We start from the raw sequence: 20,671 nt of genomic DNA, 5'->3' as shown, positions 1-20,671 counted from the left end.
AAAGTATGAAATGAGAGCGGTGTGGCTTACCACAAACTACGGTCTTGACTGGCCTTCCCGCCCCGCCACTAGCGTATCAGGAGAGAGACAGCAGCAGGCAGAATTGGTACGGATGCTAGACCAGCTCCACAAGCTGGGCATCAATACCGTATTTCTGCAGGTGCGTAGTAGAGGGCGGGTCATTTACCCCTCAAAGATTGAGCCGATGAGTGGCGACTTTGTGCCTGTAAGTAGTAGCTACCAACTGAGCTACGATCCCCTTGACTTTGCCATCAAAGAGTGCCACAAACGAGGAATGGTGGTGCATGCGTGGGTGGCAGTGACGCCCATGGGCAATGACAAGCAGGTGAATAGCATGCCGTCGTGGAGCTTTCCCAAAAAGTACCGCAATGAGATGGCGAGGTATAAGCGGGGCTGGTATCTAGACCCAGCTAAGGCAAGTAGCACAGAGCTGATCTGTAGTGTGGTACGTGAGCTATTGGATCACTATGCTTTGGCTGGCATTCATCTGGACTACATCCGTTATCCCGATAGAGCCAAGCAATTTCCCGACGCCGAGGAGTACCGTAAGCGGGGCGGTAGCATGAGTCTGGACGAGTGGCGGAGAGAGAACATCAATCGGATGGTGCGAGCGATTTACCAAACAACGAAGGAGGGACACCCTGACGTGCTACTGAGTGCATCGGTGATTGGCACTTACGACAATGTGCCAGGGCTGAAGTATAGTGGTTGGACCGCCATGAATGAGGCTTGGCAAGACCCAGTGGCTTGGTGCCGTGATAGTATTATCGACTTCGTGGTGCCGATGATGTACTCTCGTGGCGAACGCTTTTACCCTTTTGTAAAGGAGTGGCAAAAGCTACTCAATGTGCCACTAGTAGTGGGCTTGGCTCCCTATATGGTATTGGAGCGAGAGGGTAATTGGCCCAAGAGTGAGGTGATGAACCAGATCAATTATCTTGATAGCCTTTCCAATATTGCTGGGGTGGCTCTTTTCAGAGCAGAGCACGCCATCTCGCATGGCATTGGTTTGTCTACACCATTGAGAGAATTTTGGGATAAAAGAGCACAGTTGCCCCTCGATAGAGGAGTATGGATGGACTGGCTCGATGGCCAGGAACTACAGATTGAGGGACGACCTAATGGGCTACATGTGGCGTGGCATGGAAGTAGTAAGGGACAATTATTTGCGCTCTATCTTTCACACGATGGAGAGGTGCCAAATGGGGTAGAAGCCCCCTTTCTTGTTACAACTAAAGAGGAAGCAACTATCCCATGGAGTGTCTTGAAGCGGGGTCAGCTCATCGGTATCAAAGTAAGTGAGTACGATCTATCAACTCAACTAGAAGTACTTCCGCTGACTGGAGGGGTCTACTACTATAGGGAAGAGGAGGCCCCCGTGCAGTAGAGAGATAGGAAAGAACGAGAAAAAAGAGTATCTTTGTGAAGTAGTAAGCACGCAAATAGAGGATAAATAGGATGAGAATAGAGTTACGAGATAAGGTTTCGGATGTTACGAAAAACCTCATCATCATCAATGTGATATGCTGGCTAGCACAGTCTGCTTTACCAAGGATAGGGTATGACCTCACCTGGAATATGGGTCTGCACTATATTGGGTCTGACTCCTTTAGGATTTGGCAGCTGGTCACCTATATGTTTTTACACGCCCCAGGACTGGGTCACATATTCTTCAATATGTTTGCCCTTTGGATGTTTGGCAATACGTTGGAGCGGTTGTGGGGCAGTTGGCGATTTCTCCTCTTCTACCTCATTACAGGTATTGGTGCAGGGCTGATGCAGGAGCTGGTGTGGAGCTTTAGCTTTGCGGGATACCCACCCTACCTCCTTGAGCAGTTGCTTACGATAGGGGCCAGTGGTGCGGTATATGGCATTTTGCTCGGCTTCGGTATGATGTTTCCAAATGTGCCACTCTTCATTATGTTTATCCCTATTCCTATCAAGGCAAAGTGGCTGGTGATCGGCTACGGTGTGATGGAGCTCTTCTTGGGAGTGACAGGCTCGGCAGATGGAGTAGCTCACTTTGCCCACCTAGGGGGGATGCTCTTTGGATTTATTCTAATCAAACTTTGGGAGAAGAGAGCTAGAGCACGACAACTCGATGATGGCTGGCAGGACTTTTACTAATAGGCGATTTGCACTGCTTATCCCGATACTTCTACTCTATTGGGTAGTGATATCGTGGGGGAACGGGGCTATCAGCAGGCTGGCACTTCCCAGTGATGGGGGTACCTTTCTCAGCCAGCCGTGGAGCCTAGTGACCTACGGCTTTGTGCATACCTATTGGCGTCATATAGTAATCAATGTGGGGATGCTCTTGATGCTACTACTCTTTTCTGTGGGTTGTGGCATCAGTAACCGTACGGTACTGGGGCTATTTCTTTGCGGCATTCTCTCAGGGGGCTTGCTCTTTCTGCTCATAGGCGATGGCGTATTGGTAGGTGCTTCTACTGGCATTGCCGCCCTTGTGCCACTAGTGCTCTATAAGTCGGTTCGCCAAAAAAGAGCGTGGCTACTCTATGCAATGTTATTTGTGCTCATCTTTGACTTCGCAACGCAAAGAAAGCTAGGGCAGGTGACTCAAGGGGTACATCTGATGGGCTATATTGTGGGAACTCTATGGGTTATTTTCTCTGAGCGGAAGAAGCATTTAGAGGAGACACCATCTGCCGAATTACTCGTGGAAAAGACGAGGGTTTCTGGCTATCATTCACTCACGAGGGAGGAGCAGGAGCAGCTCAAGTAATATGAAGAGGATGCGTAAGGATAGGACTATTCGTCTGCTCAATACCACATTTCGTGCTATTGAGTTGATTCCGAACCTACTCTTTATTGCACTCTACATTCTGGCGGTGCTATCTCCCTTTATCTCACCGCTGAAGACGCAGATCCCAGCCTTTCTTAATCTTGCTTACCCCCTATTGTTAGCTGGACTGTTGCTTCTTTGGCTCTTTTATCTACTCCGTCGGAAGTGGCTCTACTTCGGCTGCTATACATTGCTATTCATCCTATCAATAGGCTATATATTTAGTTACTTCCCCATTCATTTTGGTAAGGGTCTAAAGAAGGAGTATGACCTCAGGGTGATGAGCTACAACGTACAGAGTTTTCTGGGCAGAGACGAAGAGGGAACACTCTTAGCACCTCAACTAATTAAAAGCTACGACCCCGACATTCTAGCTCTCCAAGAGGCCAATCTATACCCAGACCAATTCCCAACAGACGGAAAGCTTAAGAGCCTTTTCAGCAGCTACCCCTACCGACATATCCACAAGACACAAGCCATCCTATCAAAGTTCCCAATCAAGTCTGTAGAGGGTATTGAGTATGAATCGTCACACAATGGATCGTGCGGGTACCTCATTGAATTAAAGGAGGGCTACACTCTACTATTGGTCAATAACCATCTAGAGTCTTATAGCCTTAATAGTTCGGAAGTAGAGGAATACAAAGGTTATATTAAAGACTTTAGCATAAGGGACCTACCTCAGCAATTTATCAAGGTGAAGCGTCGATTGGGTCCTAGACTGAATCAACGGGCTAGCGTGGCAAGTAAGGTGCGAAAGGATGTGGAAAAGCTACAGAGTGAGTATCAGCCACAAGTGACCATTGTTGTTGGGGACCTCAACGATACGCCCATGAGCTATACCTACAGTCAGCTAAGGAGCCAGATGAGAGATGCCTATAGCGAAACTGGGCTAGGACTTTCTGTCTCATTCAACGAACGGCTTATGCCTTTCCGCATTGACCACCTCTTTTATGAGGGGGAAATTAAAGCGATTGGAAGTAGTATTCCAAAATATAAATTGTATAGTGATCACAATCCACTTATTGTTGACTTCAAGTGGAATTAGCAAAATATCTGTATGTCGAAACTTAAATCATTAGCCTCACGAGCGGTTACAGGAGCTGTCTATGTCGGTATCATTTTAGGTTGCATACTGACCAATCGGATCGACTTAATGGCCTGGGTATTGGCATTATTTGCCATGCTTGGTTCATACGAGTATCAATTGATGACTGGGGCCAATCTCTATGCCCTTTTCCTAAGAATTGTTCATGGCATGGTGGCTGGGCTCCCTATCTTAGCCGCCTATACACTGATTGACTATTCGGGGGATTGGCAAAGGACACTCCTAGTGCTACTCCCTTACTTTTGCTACCTACTATTCTATCTGATTGGAGAGATCTATAGGCTTCAACGGCAGCCCTCAGTTGAGTTGGGGCACGCTTTCTTTGCCCACCTTTATACAGCTCTACCACTTGGTCTACTGGTACTAACCATGGGAAGCCGATATGGTGTGGCTGAGCGATTAGGTAGCGACTTTGCTTTCCCCGACACCTTTTGGCTACTGCCCATTATGGTAACCATTTGGCTCAATGATACTGGAGCTTATCTCATCGGCTCGCTACTGGGTCGGCACAAGCTATTCCGCCGTGTATCCCCTAATAAGAGTTGGGAGGGTGCTATCGGTGGTGGCGTGGTAGCCATTCTTGGGGCTATTGGGTTTCACTCTCTTTTCCCTGAGGTAGCAACTATGTCCAACTGGATTACGCTGGCGGTATTGATCGTTTTCTTTGGCAATTTCGGTGACCTCTTTGAGAGTTTCTTGAAACGCTCTTATGGGTTGAAGGACTCGGGCAATATCCTCCCTGGGCATGGGGGCATCTTGGATCGGATTGATAGTCTTCTCTTTGTAGCGATCCCATCCTTTTTCTACATTAATTTGGTCATCTTGTCGTAAGGGAAGCATCTGTGCAGATAGTACGATCCGCTATTTTCCGCCACGAATAAATTGATTATCTTTGCAATAGACAAAGGAAGTGATAGCATGGAAAGCAGACAGATACATATCATAAACGGTCCCAACCTCAATATGCTAGGGACAAGGGAGCCAGAGATATATGGGAGCACCCCATTTGATGAATACCTCGAACGCTTGAGGGACCTATTCCCGGCATGGGAATTGGTCTACTTCCAAAGCAATCACGAAGGAGACTTAATTGATTATATGCAGAGCCAAGCCCCCTACTCTAGTGGGATGATTCTCAATGCTGGTGCCCTCTCACACTACTCCTATGCCCTACAGGATACGGTGCGTGCGATAGAGTGTCCTGTAGTAGAGGTGCATATTAGCAACCTTGCTACACGGGAGCCTCACCGACACATCACCCTCCTGAGCGAGGTGTGTGTAGGGACCTTGATGGGGTTTGGACTAGATGGATACCGCTTGGCTGTTGCACACTTAATTGCTAGAAGGTAAAAGAAAGAAAGAAAGAAAGAAAGTATATATTACGATTGATTGATTATGGACAATAAAAGGACAAAAATAGTTGCCACAATTTCTGACCAAAGATGTGACACAGAGTTTCTTAAAAGGTTATTTGATGCCGGTGTTAATGTCGTTCGACTCAACTCGGCACATATTGATAAGGAGGGGTTTGATCGGATAATTGACAACGTCCGTAGCGTAGACCCCCAGGTGCCAATTATGATTGATACCAAGGGGGCAGAGGTACGCACCACAAAATTTGAGCATCAAGCTAACCTCGTAGCCGGAAATAAGATCACCATAGCGGCCGACCCTGAGGGAACCTCCACCGAAGCGTGTATCTATGTGAATTACAAGAACTTTGTACACGATGTACCTGTAGGGGCTCGCATCCTTATTGATGATGGTGAAGTGGGTCTTAAGGTATTGGACAAGGACGCAGAGAAGCTTTACTGTGTGATAGAGAATGATGGCGTCTTAGGCTCTCGCAAGAGTGTCAATGTGCCTGATGTCCATATCAATCTACCTGCAGTGAGTGACCGAGACCATCAATTCATCCTCTATGCGATAGAGAGAGGGCTTGCGTTTATCGCTCACTCCTTTGTACGTAGCCATAAAGATGTGGATGAGGTACGCCGTATCCTAGATGAAAATGGTGGCGAGGCGATCAAGATTATCTCTAAGATTGAAAATCAAGAGGGAGTAGATAATATTGATGAGATCATTGATGCCAGCTATGGTATTTTGATCGCTCGAGGCGACCTTGGCATTGAAATAGACTTTGAGAAGATTCCAGCCATCCAAAATGATATTGTACACCGCTGTATCCTGAAGAAGAAGCCAGTAATCATTGCCACACAGATGCTCCACAGCATGATCCACAATCCTCGCCCTACCCGTGCAGAGGTATCGGATGTCTCTAGTGCTATCTTGATGAATACTGATGCGGTGATGCTGAGTGGGGAAACCACCAATGGTAAATACCCTGTGGATGCAGTTAAGACGATGAAGCGTATCATCGTAGAGGCGGAGAAGCATCTTAGCTATCGGGGCGGCATTAAGCTTCGCAAGGGCGAAAATGACATTCTAGGGGTTACTAGCTACCTAGCAAAGTACACCGTGAAGTCCACCCTCCGGCTTGGAGTGAAAGCGATCATCACCGATGTGGCTTCGGGAAGATGTGCACGCAACCTAAGTGCCTACCGAGGAGAGGCTCCGATCTATGCTATTTGTAAGGATCAATACATTACCCGTCAGCTCAATCTCTCTTTCGGTGTCTATCCTATCTACCTGAGTCATGAGGGATACAATAGGCGCCAATATTATGTCAAGGCGGTAAAGACGCTTTTGGAGCGTGGCCTGCTGAAGACAGATGACCTCATCGCCTATATTGGAGGTACCCTAAGCAATGAGGTGGGCACTACCAGCCTTGAATTTAATAGAGTAAGTGACCTACTTGACTTCTATAGCGAGGAAGAGCAAAAGAAATGAATCGGCGATTAGAGGAGCTAGCAAGGGAGGAGTACATCGCCACCCACTCCTCACCAGAGCCAGATCTATTGGCCAAAATCAGTAGAGAAGCTCACCTCACGCTCACCCATCCCCGCATGGTGTCTGGGCATATTCAGGGCTTGTTTCTCCAGATGATTGTAGAGCTGATGAAGCCCTCAAAGGTACTAGAGATAGGCACTTTTGTCGGTTATGCTACCATTGCCCTCGCCACGGCTTTGCCGAAGGGGGCAAAGCTCACCACGATAGAGCTGAATGACGAATTGCGTAGTCGTATCCTAGACCACCTCCAGCAAGCGGGCGTAGAGGATCGAGTGGAGCTACTAATGGGTGATGCTCTTGAGATCATCAGCGAGCTACCGCTAGAGGAGTACCAGCTAGTCTACCTCGATGCCAATAAGGCTCAATACCCTGAGTACTACCAATTACTCGCCTCTCGCCTCCCCAAGGGCGCCCTCATATTGGCCGATAACACGCTTTGGGGCGAAAAAGTATGGCACGATAATTTTCACGATCCACAAACTGTGGGAATACGTAGATTTAACCAACTTGTGGCCGAAGATCAGAGGGTATCGAAAGTGATCCTCCCGATGCGAGATGGGCTCACAATGATCATGATTAACTAATAAAAGGAGATAACTATGGATCAACTAAGAACTAAAAAAGTAGCACGAGAGATACAACGCCAACTAGGAATACTATTTCAGGAGGAGACTCGTAAAACCAAAGGGATCATGATATCGGTAACGGAGGTACGGCTCTCACCTGACCTAAGTAGTGCTCGAGTGTACCTCAGCATCTTCCCCGATGAAAGGGCGGAGGAGATGATGAAGTGGATTAAAGAGAATGCTTCGACGGTTCGTTATGACCTAGGCAATCGGATGGCATCGCAACTAAGGCATATCCCAGAGCTTATCTTTGAGATAGATAATAGTGAGGCCTACGCTCAGCGAATTGATGAACTACTAGGGCTAACCGACCAACCAACTAAGGAGTAATCCGCTTGGAGCTACTTCCTCTTTTAGAAAGCTTTCTACCAACCGTTCAGGCTATATGTCGTACCACTTCACCAATGCATTTAGGATTGCGTGGCGTTACTTTTTTTCGCCAAAGAGTACCCACGCAGTCAATATCCTATCTATCATAGCAGTGCTAGGGATCTCTCTAGTCACTACTGCTATGGTGGTGGTACTCTCTGTATTCAATGGCTTTGAGCTCTTCACCACCTCACAGCTCTCTAGCTTATCGCCCAAATATAAGTTACAGCGAAATGATGGGCAACCTTTTTCGCCCTCTGCCTATGGAATTAGTGAAGGAGTTGGGGTGCTCGAAACGGAGGCGGTAGCACGGTTTGAGGATAATAGCACCGCTATCAAGTTGGTAGGATTGGGTGATGGCTACTCGGAGATAGTGCCATTGCAAGAGTATCTTTTTTCTGGAGACTTTGACCTTGGGACTACTGAGGTACCTACAGCTATCTTAGGCCTAGGGGTGGCGATGCCATTAGGGGCTGGAGCAGGATATGTCTCACCACTGGAGGTGATGCTGCCAAAGCGACTAGGGCGTATCTCTACCGTCAACCCTCTTAGAAGCTTTCAGAGCGGTAGCTACCATATAACAGGAGTTTTTAGCACTGATCAAGCAGAGGATACGGAGGTAGTCTTTGTACGACTAGATGAGGTGCGGAGACTCCTACAGTACGATGGAGATGAGGTGGGATATCTAGCCCTCTCAGCACCGATTGAGGTACCGGAGGGCTTTGAGCTCCTCGACCGCTACCAGCAACACCCCGATGTCTATAAAATCCTACAGATAGAGAAGTGGTTTTCCTTTGTACTACTCCTATTTGTGCTATTGCTCTCCCTCTTTAGTGTGATCAGTACGCTTGGTATGCTGATTATTGAAAAGCGAGAAGATGCTCGCACGCTGATGTTTCTCGGAGCAAGGGATAGGATGATCAATTTGATTCCTTTGATTGAAGGGTGGCTACTCTCAGCAACGGGCTTGGTAATTGGTTTGGTGGTAGGATCAGTATTGGTATGGCTCCAGCAGCAGTTTGGCTTTGCGAAGCTAGGAGGAGGAGATACCTCAATGTTCCTTATTGAGGCCTATCCTGTAGACTACCGACCACTCGACTTACTGCTTGTCTCACTAGTGATCCTGGTGATTGGCATACTGAGTAGTCTCATTGCTTTCTGGCTCTTCCGCTGGAATAAACGAGGGTAGGCTCTGCATATTACGTTACTTGCAACTCCTATCCAAAGTACGGGGTTATGTATTAGAGGTGCGAAGGCACCTTTTTTTTACCATCGGGGACTCACCTTTTCAGAGTTTGAAAAAACCGCTTAAAAAAAGAGCAAAATACGACCCTCATAACTCACTCAAATTCAAAACTATATATAAGCGTTAACCGAGATGCAACTAAGCAATCGGTGAGATGCAACTCGGCAAATGCTTAGTTGCAACTCGCCGATTGCTTAGTTGCATCTCAACTTTTGACCTACCTGTACAGCGATATAGTAAGAGTAACCAAATGCGTAACCCCTATGCCTAAAATCGCCACATATGGTTGCCCCACTCTTTTTTGGTACCTTTGTACGAGGGAGTAAGTAATTAATTAGTAATAATATAACAAACGTAATATGATCAACTCACCCGCTGAAGTGCTAAAGAATACAGAGCAAATGGCACTTAATAAGTATCAGGGGTCGCAAATTAAGCTAGCAGTTCTAGGCATCCTAGGTGGTGCATTCATCTCTTTAGGTGGTTTATTTTCCTTTTATTTAGCCTATGGATCACAAGGTATTACGGAGGGGTCTCCTGGTTTTTTCAGGCTCATTCAAGGATTAGCATTCCCTATTGGTCTTGTACTTATTTCATTAGTAGGAGGGGAGTTATTCACCGGCAATACGGCAGTCCTCTTCACGGGTGCTCGTAAAGGTTTTATCTCGTGGAGATACGTATTTGCCAACTGGCTGATGACATGGCTTACCAACTTTGTGGGTGCGGTATTGGTTTGTTTTTTTCTCGCACATCTAACAGGGTTACTACAAGTAGAGCCTTGGCAAAGTGGCATCGCTAGTATAGCTAGCAGTAAAGTTTCGCAGCCTTGGCACGTAATATTTCTAAAAGGGATTGGTGCCAATTGGTTGGTATGCCTTGCTATTTGGCTGGGAATGAGTTCGAATGAAATGTTTGGCCGATTGGTGGGGCTTTGGCTCCCTGTGATGGTCTTCGTGACGCTCGGTTTCGAGCATAGCATTGCCAATATGTTTTATATCCCTATGGGGATTATGTCGGGTGCCGATGTGACCGTATGGGAGATGGTTTGGAATAACTTGATTCCCGCCACATTGGGCAATATTGTAGGAGGAGCTATCCTGGTAGGTATGGTCTATAGCTATGCTTACGGATCAAAAAAGTAAGCTATGAAAAGAGGAGTTATTTGGCTAGTACTAGTAGTTTTCAACACACTAGCATTGCAGGCTCAGAGCATCACGCTTGGGGAGTGCCTAGAAGCGGCTACTGCTCACCACCCTACTACCGAACAGATGCAACTCCAAGGGAAGCTTGGGGAAGAGCTACGCAAGGCACTTTGGTTGGCTTACGTCCCTCAGCTTTCGCTAGAGGCTTCTGCTAATTATCTCAGCGATGTGGTGGAATTGGATATCAAGATGCCAGAGGTGATGGGGATCAAGGTGCCCCCTCCGGATCTGCCCAAGATACCTCACTTTCAGTACAATACCTATCTTCAGGTGACGCAACTGATTTGGGATGGTGGTAGAGTAAAGGCTGGCACCGAGGCGATAAAGTCGGAGACCGCGGTTCAACAAGCGGAGACGGAAGTTAGGACTAAAAAGGTACGTGATGCGGTAGTGGAGCTCTACTTTGCTCTGCTATTGGTGGATAAGCAGACGGAGCTACAGAAGGTGGTGATAGAGGAACTCGCTCGCCAAGCCGATAAGGTTACTTCGTTACTGGCCACCGGGATGGCTAGCGAAAATGACCTAGATTTGGTTACTGTAGAACAAATCAAAGCAAAGCAAACGAGTGACCAACTCCAGCAAAGTCGGAAGGCTCTGCTAGAAACGCTCTCTATATATACAGGGCTGAAGCTCTCAGAAGGAGCAGTGGCACAATTGCCAAGTTTGCCCGCCCTCCCCACTGAAAAGGGGTCTCGGGTGGCACCCAATAGGGCGGAGCATCTGCTACTGGATAGCCGGCTGAGGAGCTTATCGGCCGATTGGAAGGCCTATCTAGCTAAAGGAATGCCTACTTTGGCTCTATTTGCTAGAGGGGGATATGGTCGACCTGGTCTGAATATGATGAACCCCGACCCTTCCTTCTACTACATTGCAGGAGCGAAGCTGAGCTGGAACTTTGGCAAACTATACGATCTTTCGACACAAAAAAAGAAGCTCCACCAAAGTCAACGTCTGGTAGAGCTGGAGCGAGCATCACTCGAAAAGGAGTTCCAACGTGAACTGAGTGAAGCATACAATGAAGTAGAGAGGTATGAGACACAGATCACTAGCGACAGACTGCTAGTGGAGACCCTAGAGCGGGTGCTGAATCGCACTAAGAAGAGTGAAGAGGAGGGTACACTTGCCACCTCGGAGTATTTGGAGCAGAAGAGCAAACTAGATGCAGCCAAAAGGACACTAGAGGTAGACCAACTACAGCTCTTAAGGGCTAAGTATCGTGTACAAAATAGATTAGGACTATGATAAAAAGGAATCAATGGGATCATTGGATGGGGTGGCTAGCAGTGGCTACTGCTACACTTTTCCTATCGGCTTGCCACAACCAGAAAAGCGAAGTGATCGGCTCGGGGAGCTTTGAAGCAACCGAGGTGCTGGTCTCTAGCGAGGTGAATGGCAGAGTGCTGGAGTGGAAGATTGAAGAGGGAAGCACCATTCAGCAAGGGGAGCAAGTGGGGCTAGTAGATACTACCCAACTATATCTACAGCGTGAGGCGCTCCTACGTTCGGGCAAAGGGGTAAGAGCCAATCAGCCCAATATCGCTACGCAAACAAAGGCTCTGGAGGTAAAGCTAGAGGAACTACAGTCCAACCGTGACCGAACTGCTCGTCTGCTAAAAGCTGGAGTGGCCACACAGAAGCAACTAGATGACCTAGATAGTGGTATAGCAGCCGTGAAGAGTCAGCTCTCGGCTGCTCGCAGTACGCTTTCTAATCAAAGTAGTCAGATTACTGCCCAAAGCTCTGCCATAGACATACAGGTGGCACAGGTGGATGATTTGATTGAGCGTTCAAAGATTGCGGCACCGATCAGCGGTACGGTACTAGCCAATTATATTCACCGTGGTGAGCTGGCAGGGCAAGGTCATCCACTATTTAGAGTGGGCAATCTCGAGACGCTATTTCTAAGAGCCTACGTTCAGAATGACCAATTGGGCACCCTCGGTCTAGGCGATGAAGTAAAGGTGCAGGTGGATGGCGAGAATGGAGAAAAGCGTAACTACTCAGGTACAATCACATGGATCTCTAGTCGGGCAGAATTTACTCCCAAGACGGTACAGACCGATGATGAGCGCTCCAATCTAGTCTATGCCATTAAGGTGCGTGTGCCTAATTCTGATGGCACCCTTCGGATAGGAATGTACGGAGAGGTAGTACGATAAAAGTGTGGTATGAGTGGCGTACAGAGTGAGAAAGCACCAGCCATATCGGCAGAGGGACTACGACTTACATTTTCCTCTCCTACAGGGGGCAAAGTAGGTGTAGGAACTGCTCCCGGTGGGTTGACCTTTGAAGTAGAACGAGGGGAAATCTTTGGGGTGATCGGTCCTGACGGGGCTGGCAAAACCACGCTTTTCCGACTGCTCTGCTCTCTAATGCTACCCGAGAGTGGTACCGCCCGAGTAGTGGGGTATGATGTAGTGAAGGACTACAAAGCACTGAGACAGGTAGTGGGCTATATGCCGGGCACCTTTTCACTTTATCCCGATCTATCGGTGGAGGAAAATCTCAATTTCTTTGCCACCATCTTTAATACGACTATCGCCGAGAAGTACGATCAGATAAAGGACATCTACAGTCAGATAGAGCCTTTTAAGCACCGCAAGGCAAAGTCACTTTCGGGAGGAATGAAGCAGAAGCTGGCACTCTCCTCAGCCCTTATTCACAGCCCCGAGATACTTTTTTTGGACGAGCCGACTACTGGCATTGACCCGATCAGTAGAGTAGACCTTTGGAATATGCTCCATAAACTCTCAAAGCAAGGGGTAACCATCGTGGTCTCAACTCCCTATATGGACGAGGCAAGGCAGTGTGACCGCTTGGTCTTTATGCAAGAAGGGAATTTCCTCACGATTGATCGTCCTGAGCAACTCACCAAGCAATACCCCTACCCTATCTTTGAGGTGAAAGGGGAGAACCGACTGGAGCTACTCGCAAGGCTCAACAGCTTTCCAAAGGCGATCAATAGCTTTGCCTTTGGCGACGTCTTTCACATCACTACTGAGGCAGGAGTAGATGCGAGCGATATTGCCCGACATATTGGAAGTGGGGAGGTTCGCCCCGTCACAGCCGGGCTGGAGGATGCCTTTTTACTACTTTCCAAAACCGAATAAGGGAGCCTATGAGAGTCAGCGATCAAAATGAAATAGTGATTGAGGTCAAGGAGCTCACCAAGGCGTTTGGTAGTTTCTTGGCGGTCAATCATATCTCCTTTGAGGTGAGAAAGGGGGAAATCTTTGGCTTCCTTGGGGCCAATGGAGCAGGCAAGACCACGGCGATGAAGATCCTATGTGGATTGAGCAAACCAACCAGTGGCGAGGGACAGGTGGCTGGGTGCGATATCCTGCATGAAAACGAAGAGATCAAGAAGCATATCGGCTATATGAGCCAGAAGTTTGCCCTATATGAAGATCTTACGGTAGAGGAGAATATCCGCCTCTTTGCTGGCATCTACCGCATTCCCAACTCCGAGATCAAGCAGAAAACCACTCAGTTACTGAAGCGACTTGACTTTCTGGAATACCAAAAGACCTTGGTGAAGAAGCTGCCACTTGGGTGGAAGCAGAAATTGGCCTTCTCCATTGCTATCTTTCACCAGCCTCAGATCGTATTTCTCGATGAGCCTACTGGAGGGGTGGACCCCGTTACTCGGCGACAGTTTTGGGAACTGATCTACGAGGCGGCCTACGGTCAAGGGATTACAGTATTCGTCACCACGCACTATATGGATGAAGCGGAGTACTGCGATAGGGTCTCTATTATGGTGGATGGTGAGATTAAGGCTATGGGGACTCCTGATGAGCTCAAGGCAAAAACGGGGGCTCGCAATATGGATGAGGTGTTTAAGCAATTGGCAAGAGAGGGGAGGCGAGTAGAATGAAAGCGTCAGGTGCTAAGCAATTCCGTGCCTTTGTCTCTAAGGAGTTTATCCATATCTTTAGAGACCCTTATACATTGCTAATTCTGCTACTTATGCCGGTGGTGGAGCTACTACTCTTTGGCTTTGCACTCAATATGGAGGTGACCAATATCCGTACCGCATTAGTCACCTTGGAGCCAGATAGATACACGCAGCGGCTAGAGGCGAAGATCCGAAGTCATCCCGACTTTATCCTCTATGAGGAGCACCTTTCGGTGGCTGAGGCGGAGGAGCTACTTCAAAAGGATAAGTTGGATCTCTTCATTGTGATGCCGACCGCCTTTGAGGCAAGTATCTACCGGAAACAGCCGACGCAGGTGCAGATGGTGGTGGATGCCTCCGACCCAAATGCAGGCGAGATACGAGTATCCTATGCCTCTGCACTGCTACAAAGTGTAGTGGTAGAGGATATTGGTGGCGGTAGCCAACTTCCCTATTCTATAGAGGTCAATAGCCGAATGCTCTATAATCCGATGATGAAGTCGAGCTACAACTTTGTGCCAGGCATTATGGGACTAGTTCTGATTGTGCTCTGCACAATTATGACTAGCGTGAGCATCGCTCGCGAGAAGGAGCGAGGAAGTATGGAGCTACTACTGGTCTCTCCAGTGCACGCCACTACCATGGTTCTAGCGAAAGCGGTGCCCTACTTTGTGGTGTCGCTCATCAACATTGCTTCTATCCTGATACTCTCCTACTTTGTGCTAGGAGTACCTATCCGAGGTTCGTTGTTGCTCATCATCTTGGTTACAATGCTCTACGTACTCGTCGCACTTGCTATTGGGTTGGCGATCTCCAGTCTGGTTAGCCAGCAGAGAGATGCAGTGGTGGTCTCAGGCTTTGGTATGATGATGCCCACCATTCTACTCACAGGCATGCTCTTTCCCCTGGCCAATATCCCGGCCGCCCTCCGATGGATCTCCTATCTCGTGCCGGCCACCTACTACATCGGTGCCACACGAAAGGTGATGATACAGGGACTCTCCTTTATGGGAATATGGCAAGAGGTTCTTGCCCTCGCCCTCTTTGCAGTGTTGATGCTCACCATCGCGATTGTAAGTATTCGCCCAAGATTGAAGTAGAAAGATGGTACTAGGTTATTTACTTGAAAAGGAGTTCAAACAACTCTCCAGAAACCCTGTCATCGTTGGGGTGCTAATATTCTACACCATTATGGTGCTCTTCTTCTTTCCGTGGCCAGTAACTCAGGAGCTGAAGTCACTTAAGATTTCCATAGTCAATAGCGATACAGGCAGTTATGCCCAAAGATTGATCGGTAAGCTGAAGGCAACGAAAAGCATAGAGGTGCAAAGTATTTACCACGACTATCCATCTGCCTTGAATGATATTGAGCAAGGGAAAGCAAAGGAAGTGATGGTCTTTTCCAAAGATTTTAGCGAAAAGCTACAGCTACAAGAAGAGCCTTCGATTCAGTTGCTCCTCAATGCGGTGGATGGCACTCAAGCGGGACTAGCACAGAGCTACTTACTCCGATTGGTACAACATTATTCGAAGCAATTACGGATGGAGGAGCTTGGGCTTTCGCAAGAAGAGATCGAACCAATAGCCGTACTCCCAACCTATCGGTACAATAGTACACTCAATTACAAGTACTTTATGCTACCTGCCTTGCTGGTCATTATGCTCACCATGTACTGCAGTATATTCCCAGCTATGAGCATTGTACAAGAGAAGGAAAAAGGGACACTCCAGCAACTCAATGTGACCCCTATCCGTCGCTCCACCCTTATCCTCTCCAAGATTATACCGTTTTGGATATTGGCAATCATCTCTGTCCTCATCAGCATTCCGGTTATCTATGGGGTCTATGGGCTAGCATTCCAAGGGAACATACTTCTCTACCTATTTTGCGTATTGATCTTTGCTATCGCTCTTTCGTTTATGGGGGTAATTCTCTCCAACTTTTCTGAGACATTGCAGCAATCAATGTTCCTCACCCTCTTCTTCATCCTCATATTTTTCCTAATGAGCGGACTTTTCTCCCCTGTTGATGTCATGCCAGCTTGGGCAAAGGTGATCGCCTACGCCAACCCCCTCACCTACTTCAATCGCCTCACCCGAATGGTCTACCTACGTGGATCTGGTTTCCTAGAGATAGTCCCCGACTTGTTGGCTCTACTCGTATTCCTAGTGGTATTTGGGGTTATTGCAGTAGTGACGCACAAGAAACGAGCCGACTGACAATTGGGTCGATTGGCAAGGTTATTGCTAGTAATAGGATAGAAACATAAATCAAATAAGAAGATATGAAGAAAGATAAGGATATAGAGAGAGAGGAGCAACTCCTCGATGAGGAGCAGGTTGAGACCTCCGAGAACATGGAAACAACTCAAGAGGAGCAGCCAACAGAAGTAGATGAGGTAGAGGCACTGAAGAGCGAGCTAGAGACGCTTCAAGACGACTACCTAAGATTGCGTGCGGAGTACGAAAACTACCGCAAACGTACACTGAAGGAGAAGAGCGACCTCATCAAATATGGCGGTGAGAAGATAGTGGGGGGCTTCCTAGATATTATGGATGATATCGAACTAGCCATTAAGAATATGAAGCAGGCGGAGTCGGTAGAAGGCTTAGTGGAGGGAGTAGAGATCATACAAAATAAGTTTGTCTCCGCCCTCAAGGCACAGGGGGTCAATGCCATGGAGGTGATCGGCAAGGACTTTGATGCCGACCAGCACGAAGCAGTCGCTATGGTGCCTACCGAGGAGGCAGATAAAAAGGGCAAGGTGATTGATTGTGTACAGACTGGCTACACCCTCAATGACAAGGTAATTCGTCACCCCAAAGTGGTGGTAGGCAATTAATAGCAGAGGAGCAAGACAATAATGGCAGAAAAAAGAGACTACTACGAGGTCCTTGGTGTCAGTAAAGGTGCCTCGGACGATGAAATAAAAAAGGCGTACCGCAAGACTGCACTTAAATACCACCCTGACCGAAATCCTGGTGATAAAGAGGCTGAGGAGAAGTTTAAGGAGGCAGCAGAGGCGTATGACGTCCTTAGCAATCCCGATAAGCGAGCTCGCTACGACCAGTATGGACATGCAGGAGTAGATGGCAACGCTGGATTTGGAGGTGCTGGTGGTATGTCCATGGAGGATATCTTCAGCCAGTTTGGTGACCTCTTCGGAGGTATGGGCGGCTTCGGTGGCTTTGGAGGCTTCAGTGGCTTTGGAGGAGGCGGAGGAAGCACAGTCAATTATGGTAGCGACCTTCGTGTTCGTATCCATGTGACGCTTCAGGAGGTACTCAACGGCACCACTAAGAAGATCAAGGTAAAGAAAAACGTAGCTTGTAGCCACTGTCACGGCTCAGGTGCAGAGGCAGGAAGTAGCAAGGAGACTTGCCCTACCTGTCACGGTTCGGGCCGTGTTATTCGTACGCAAGATAGCATATTTGGGCGCATGCAAACCCAGTCCACTTGTACCACCTGTAATGGTACAGGTCAAGTGATTAAGAATAAGTGTACCCACTGCTCGGGCACTGGGATAGAGCAAGGCGAGGAACTGATTGAGATCAATGTACCAGCCGGTGTCGCCTCGGGTATGCAGATGACCCTTCGTGGCAAAGGAAATGCCGGACCTAATGGCGGACCTAATGGCGACCTACTGGTGCAGTTTGAAGAGATCAGCGATGCAGAGTTTATCCGCAATGGCAATGATGTGGTCTACAACCTACTCATTCCTGTTACCACCGCACTGCTAGGCGATAAAGTGGTCGTACCCACCCTTGATGGCAAGGTTAAGGTAACCATTGAGCCAGGAACACAGTCGGGCAAGATATTGCGACTGAGGAATAAGGGACTACCAAGTGTGAGAGGGGCCGGCAAGGGCGATCAGCTGATCGTCGTACACATCTTTATCCCAGACAAATTAGATGCGAAGGATAAGCAACTGATAGAGCGACTCAGTCAAAGCAAGCACTTTGAGCCATCCGAAGCCGATAAGCGCAAGCTGATAGAGCAGCAACGAGCCAGATACGAAATGTAATGCAAATGGGGGTGCCTCAACTGAGGCACCCCCATTTCTTTATAGGAAGGACATATCATACAAGCAAAGCAGTCCGCCCAGCAATGCTAGGCGGACTGCTTTATTATTATAGGAGTGATTAGTTACTTCCCTTAGTCATCTCCTTAGGAGTACCCGTAGTATTTTCAAGCAAGGCAGAGACATTGCGTCCATTGATCTCCTGGAATACCGAGAGCTCAAAGACATTTATCACTGCTAGAAGGTGGTCAAAGATATCACTTTGGATACCCTCATACTCTACCCACGCAGTAGTGTTGGTAAAGAAGTAAAGCTCCAAAGGCAATCCTTGGGCCGTAGGTTGCTGCTGACGCACCATACAGGTGAATGTCTTATGCACATTAGCATGATTCTTCAGATAAAGCTCAATGTATCTACGGTAAAGACCCACATTAGTGAGCGAACGACGATCATACGAGTTTTCAAGTCCCTTAGCTTTATTATCTGCTGTAATCTCAGCCAACGCCGTTTCAATATAGTCGTTAAGCAGTGGTGAAGTACGTAGCTTTTCTATAAGTCGGTCACTCGCATACTTGATGCTCTGCATATCTACATAGATAGAACGCTTCACACGCCTACCGCCAGCCTCCTGCATAGGTCGCCAATTTTGCACTGCCTCAGTAAGCATACTATAGGGTGGTACGGTGGAGACCGTCATATCAAAGTTTCGCACCTTGATCGTAGCTAGTGAAATGTCTATTACATCGCCATCTACCCCAAACTTAGGCACCGTGATCCAGTCTCCCACACGAATCATATCATTGCTAGAGAGCTGAATACTTGCCACAAAGCCTAGGATGGTATCCTTGAAGACCAACATCAGTACAGCAGAAAGAGCAGTAAGACCAGCACCAATAGCCGTCATATCAATCTTAAAGAGCACTGAGATGATCAGCAATATAGCGATAAAGTAGACGATGCCCTTAAAGACCTGAAAGAGGTTAATAAAGGGACTATTGCCATACTTTGGTGACTGAATCATGCTGCGACGACCCGCGTCCAAAAGCTGGGCTATCAGCTGAGCCACCATCCAAGTCACTGCTACACTACAGAGAGCCTTCAGAATATTGTACCATACAGAAGGCTCCTGCCACACCACTACTAGCAAACTAGAAAGGATAGAGATGGAGACAATCGATATCAGCTTCTGAATAATCTTGGTATTAATAGTGCGCTCCCCTTTGAGGAAAGAAACGCGCTCCATCAATCTGGGAAGGGTACGAACAAAAAGCAAACGAAGTAAGAACCACAGCAGGACTACAAAACCAAGGACAATCCCTAGGCTTAGGAGGTCGTGCATAAAGGTACCATCCTCCAACCCTGGATTAATGGCATTCACAATCTTATCTAGTAGCACCCGCACATCATTCATCGGATATAGTTTCTCTACTATCGCCTCATCAATTGTTTCTGGGTGCGTCAGCATCGTTTCAGTTGTTTCGGTCATAACTTCTTATATCTTATTTCAAATTCTCTACTGCTATTGGTAGTAATATCATCTTTCAAAATAGTATCCTCTATCAGCATTTGGATAGGCCGGTCAAAGCTATCCAGCAGATAGGAGATATGTGACTGCCTATGATAGTTTGGCCCAGATACCGACATTGTACGGAGGAAGTGTCGGCTTCTAGTTCCCATTACATAGTTACACATCATCTCCTCACCAAACCCCTTCACAAAGAGGTTGATATCAGGGAATAGGTAGTTCTCCTTATCTCTATAATAGGTCATCTTTTCACGTGTTTCCCCACCATAGGAGATCCCCTCAAGGTTGCCCTCACTCCAATACATCTTAGTAGCAGCATCTCCCGAGGTAAGCTGCGACAGCTCAGCTCCATTGATAGTAGCATCCCATCGCTCCTCCTTACCATTCTTAGAGCGTCGTACTATAGAGGTTACCACATCATAGCTATTAAGGAAGATCGAGACGATCTCCTCTGGATACTCATTATCATTAAGATAGCGACAGACCTCCTCATAATCCTCCAAGAATTCAAAAGTTAGGTGATTCTCCGAAAAGATAGCTCCATACTTATCTAGTGACTGTTGAGTAGCTATTTTGCATCGTTCCTCATCATCCCAGTCAAAGAGCCACCGCTCCGACTTCATCCCGTCAGTAATCACAAGTACCTGATCAATAAGAGGGGAGTAATTGCCCTTCAAAGCTTGGTATTTACGGAGATACTGTCGGGCCAAGTAGGTCCCTAGAGCGACACCCGCCCCTACGCCTAGTAGTTTTGCTACATTTATCTTGCCCATAATTATTATTTACCTATATATAAGTCATTCTCAATTACGTATAGCAAATATACAAAATTAATAGTAATTGCATTTCACAGAACAATAAATACCTCAGGGTTACGTATTAGAAAGAGACTTAGAAGCGTCAGTTGCACGAATGATCATTTACAAGTTGTAGAGGAT

General features: G+C 47.5%; 20 protein-coding genes and 1 pseudogene. 19 read left to right on the top strand and 2 right to left on the bottom strand.

The window, feature by feature from the left end; translation table 11 throughout:
* Positions 1-10: 10 nt before the first annotated feature.
* From HMPREF3027_RS03270 to dnaJ, 19 genes and pseudogenes are all read left to right on the top strand, one after another.
* Positions 11-1,408, top strand: a complete 1,398-nt coding sequence (locus tag HMPREF3027_RS03270; RefSeq protein ID WP_070707019.1) for a glycoside hydrolase family 10-like protein — start codon at positions 11-13, stop codon at positions 1,406-1,408.
* A 71-nt stretch (positions 1,409-1,479) separates the two neighbouring features.
* Positions 1,480-2,148: a rhomboid family intramembrane serine protease gene (locus HMPREF3027_RS03265; RefSeq protein WP_070707017.1), complete on the top strand. Its 669-nt coding sequence runs from the start codon at positions 1,480-1,482 to the stop codon at positions 2,146-2,148.
* Complete coding sequence (locus HMPREF3027_RS03260; RefSeq protein WP_070707015.1) at positions 2,123-2,767, top strand: rhomboid family intramembrane serine protease; 645 nt, start codon at positions 2,123-2,125, stop codon at positions 2,765-2,767. The genes HMPREF3027_RS03265 and HMPREF3027_RS03260 overlap by 26 nt, the downstream gene beginning before the upstream one ends.
* A 1-nt stretch (position 2,768) precedes the next feature.
* The gene (locus HMPREF3027_RS03255; RefSeq protein ID WP_070707013.1) at positions 2,769-3,875 is read left to right on the top strand and encodes an endonuclease/exonuclease/phosphatase family protein; all 1,107 of its coding nucleotides are present in this window, start codon (positions 2,769-2,771) and stop codon (positions 3,873-3,875) included.
* A gap of 12 nt (positions 3,876-3,887) precedes the next feature.
* The gene (locus HMPREF3027_RS03250) at positions 3,888-4,766 is read left to right on the top strand and encodes a phosphatidate cytidylyltransferase (protein ID WP_083317486.1); all 879 of its coding nucleotides are present in this window, start codon (positions 3,888-3,890) and stop codon (positions 4,764-4,766) included.
* 87 nt (positions 4,767-4,853) lie between these two features.
* Complete coding sequence (locus HMPREF3027_RS03245; protein ID WP_070707008.1) at positions 4,854-5,285, top strand: type II 3-dehydroquinate dehydratase; 432 nt, start codon at positions 4,854-4,856, stop codon at positions 5,283-5,285.
* 45 nt (positions 5,286-5,330) lie between these two features.
* On the top strand, positions 5,331-6,785 hold the full coding sequence (gene pyk, locus HMPREF3027_RS03240; protein WP_070707006.1) for a pyruvate kinase: 1,455 nt from the start codon (positions 5,331-5,333) through the stop codon (positions 6,783-6,785).
* On the top strand, positions 6,782-7,429 hold the full coding sequence (locus HMPREF3027_RS03235) for an O-methyltransferase (protein WP_070707003.1): 648 nt from the start codon (positions 6,782-6,784) through the stop codon (positions 7,427-7,429). The genes pyk and HMPREF3027_RS03235 overlap by 4 nt, the downstream gene beginning before the upstream one ends.
* 15 nt (positions 7,430-7,444) lie before the next feature.
* Positions 7,445-7,801 (top strand): 30S ribosome-binding factor RbfA, encoded by a 357-nt coding sequence (gene rbfA, locus HMPREF3027_RS03230; RefSeq protein WP_018028170.1) that lies wholly within the window; start codon positions 7,445-7,447, stop codon positions 7,799-7,801.
* Between the two features lie 55 nt (positions 7,802-7,856).
* Positions 7,857-9,029 carry an FtsX-like permease family protein gene (locus HMPREF3027_RS03225; protein WP_070707002.1) on the top strand — a complete coding sequence of 391 codons (1,173 nt, stop codon included), beginning with the start codon at positions 7,857-7,859 and terminating at the stop codon, positions 9,027-9,029.
* A gap of 416 nt (positions 9,030-9,445) precedes the next feature.
* The gene (locus HMPREF3027_RS03220; RefSeq protein WP_018028172.1) at positions 9,446-10,228 is read left to right on the top strand and encodes a formate/nitrite transporter family protein; all 783 of its coding nucleotides are present in this window, start codon (positions 9,446-9,448) and stop codon (positions 10,226-10,228) included.
* A gap of 3 nt (positions 10,229-10,231) precedes the next feature.
* Positions 10,232-11,530 (top strand): TolC family protein, encoded by a 1,299-nt coding sequence (locus HMPREF3027_RS03215; protein WP_070707000.1) that lies wholly within the window; start codon positions 10,232-10,234, stop codon positions 11,528-11,530.
* On the top strand, positions 11,527-12,447 hold the full coding sequence (locus tag HMPREF3027_RS03210) for an HlyD family secretion protein (protein ID WP_246830515.1): 921 nt from the start codon (positions 11,527-11,529) through the stop codon (positions 12,445-12,447). The genes HMPREF3027_RS03215 and HMPREF3027_RS03210 overlap by 4 nt, the downstream gene beginning before the upstream one ends.
* Positions 12,448-12,456: 9 nt before the next feature.
* Positions 12,457-13,398, top strand: coding sequence for an ABC transporter ATP-binding protein (locus tag HMPREF3027_RS03205; protein ID WP_070706997.1), 942 nt, complete (start codon positions 12,457-12,459; stop codon positions 13,396-13,398).
* A gap of 32 nt (positions 13,399-13,430) precedes the next feature.
* A pseudogene (locus HMPREF3027_RS03200) lies at positions 13,431-14,165 on the top strand (ABC transporter ATP-binding protein); the annotation flags it as partial.
* A complete protein-coding gene (locus HMPREF3027_RS03195) occupies positions 14,162-15,286 on the top strand; it encodes an ABC transporter permease (protein ID WP_070706994.1) in 1,125 nt (374 codons plus the stop codon). The pseudogene HMPREF3027_RS03200 and the gene HMPREF3027_RS03195, both read left to right, overlap by 4 nt.
* 4 nt (positions 15,287-15,290) lie before the next feature.
* Positions 15,291-16,406 carry an ABC transporter permease gene (locus HMPREF3027_RS03190; RefSeq protein ID WP_070706991.1) on the top strand — a complete coding sequence of 372 codons (1,116 nt, stop codon included), beginning with the start codon at positions 15,291-15,293 and terminating at the stop codon, positions 16,404-16,406.
* A 65-nt stretch (positions 16,407-16,471) separates the two neighbouring features.
* Positions 16,472-17,029 carry a nucleotide exchange factor GrpE gene (locus tag HMPREF3027_RS03185; RefSeq protein ID WP_070706990.1) on the top strand — a complete coding sequence of 186 codons (558 nt, stop codon included), beginning with the start codon at positions 16,472-16,474 and terminating at the stop codon, positions 17,027-17,029.
* A gap of 21 nt (positions 17,030-17,050) precedes the next feature.
* Positions 17,051-18,211 (top strand): molecular chaperone DnaJ, encoded by a 1,161-nt coding sequence (gene dnaJ / locus HMPREF3027_RS03180; RefSeq protein ID WP_070706988.1) that lies wholly within the window; start codon positions 17,051-17,053, stop codon positions 18,209-18,211.
* Between the two features lie 118 nt (positions 18,212-18,329).
* Here dnaJ and HMPREF3027_RS03175 read toward each other — a convergent pair whose 3' ends face one another.
* Positions 18,330-19,694 (bottom strand): mechanosensitive ion channel family protein, encoded by a 1,365-nt coding sequence (locus tag HMPREF3027_RS03175; RefSeq protein WP_070706986.1) that lies wholly within the window; start codon positions 19,692-19,694, stop codon positions 18,330-18,332.
* On the bottom strand, positions 19,691-20,506 hold the full coding sequence (locus HMPREF3027_RS03170) for a hypothetical protein (protein WP_070706984.1): 816 nt from the start codon (positions 20,504-20,506) through the stop codon (positions 19,691-19,693). Before HMPREF3027_RS03170 ends, HMPREF3027_RS03175 begins: the two co-directional genes overlap by 4 nt.
* Positions 20,507-20,671 lie beyond the last annotated feature (165 nt).

It is taken from the genome of Porphyromonas sp. HMSC077F02, from assembly GCF_001815465.1.
Lineage (GTDB): Bacteria > Bacteroidota > Bacteroidia > Bacteroidales > Porphyromonadaceae > Porphyromonas_A > Porphyromonas_A somerae.
This window is presented reverse-complemented; position numbering and strand designations above follow the sequence as displayed.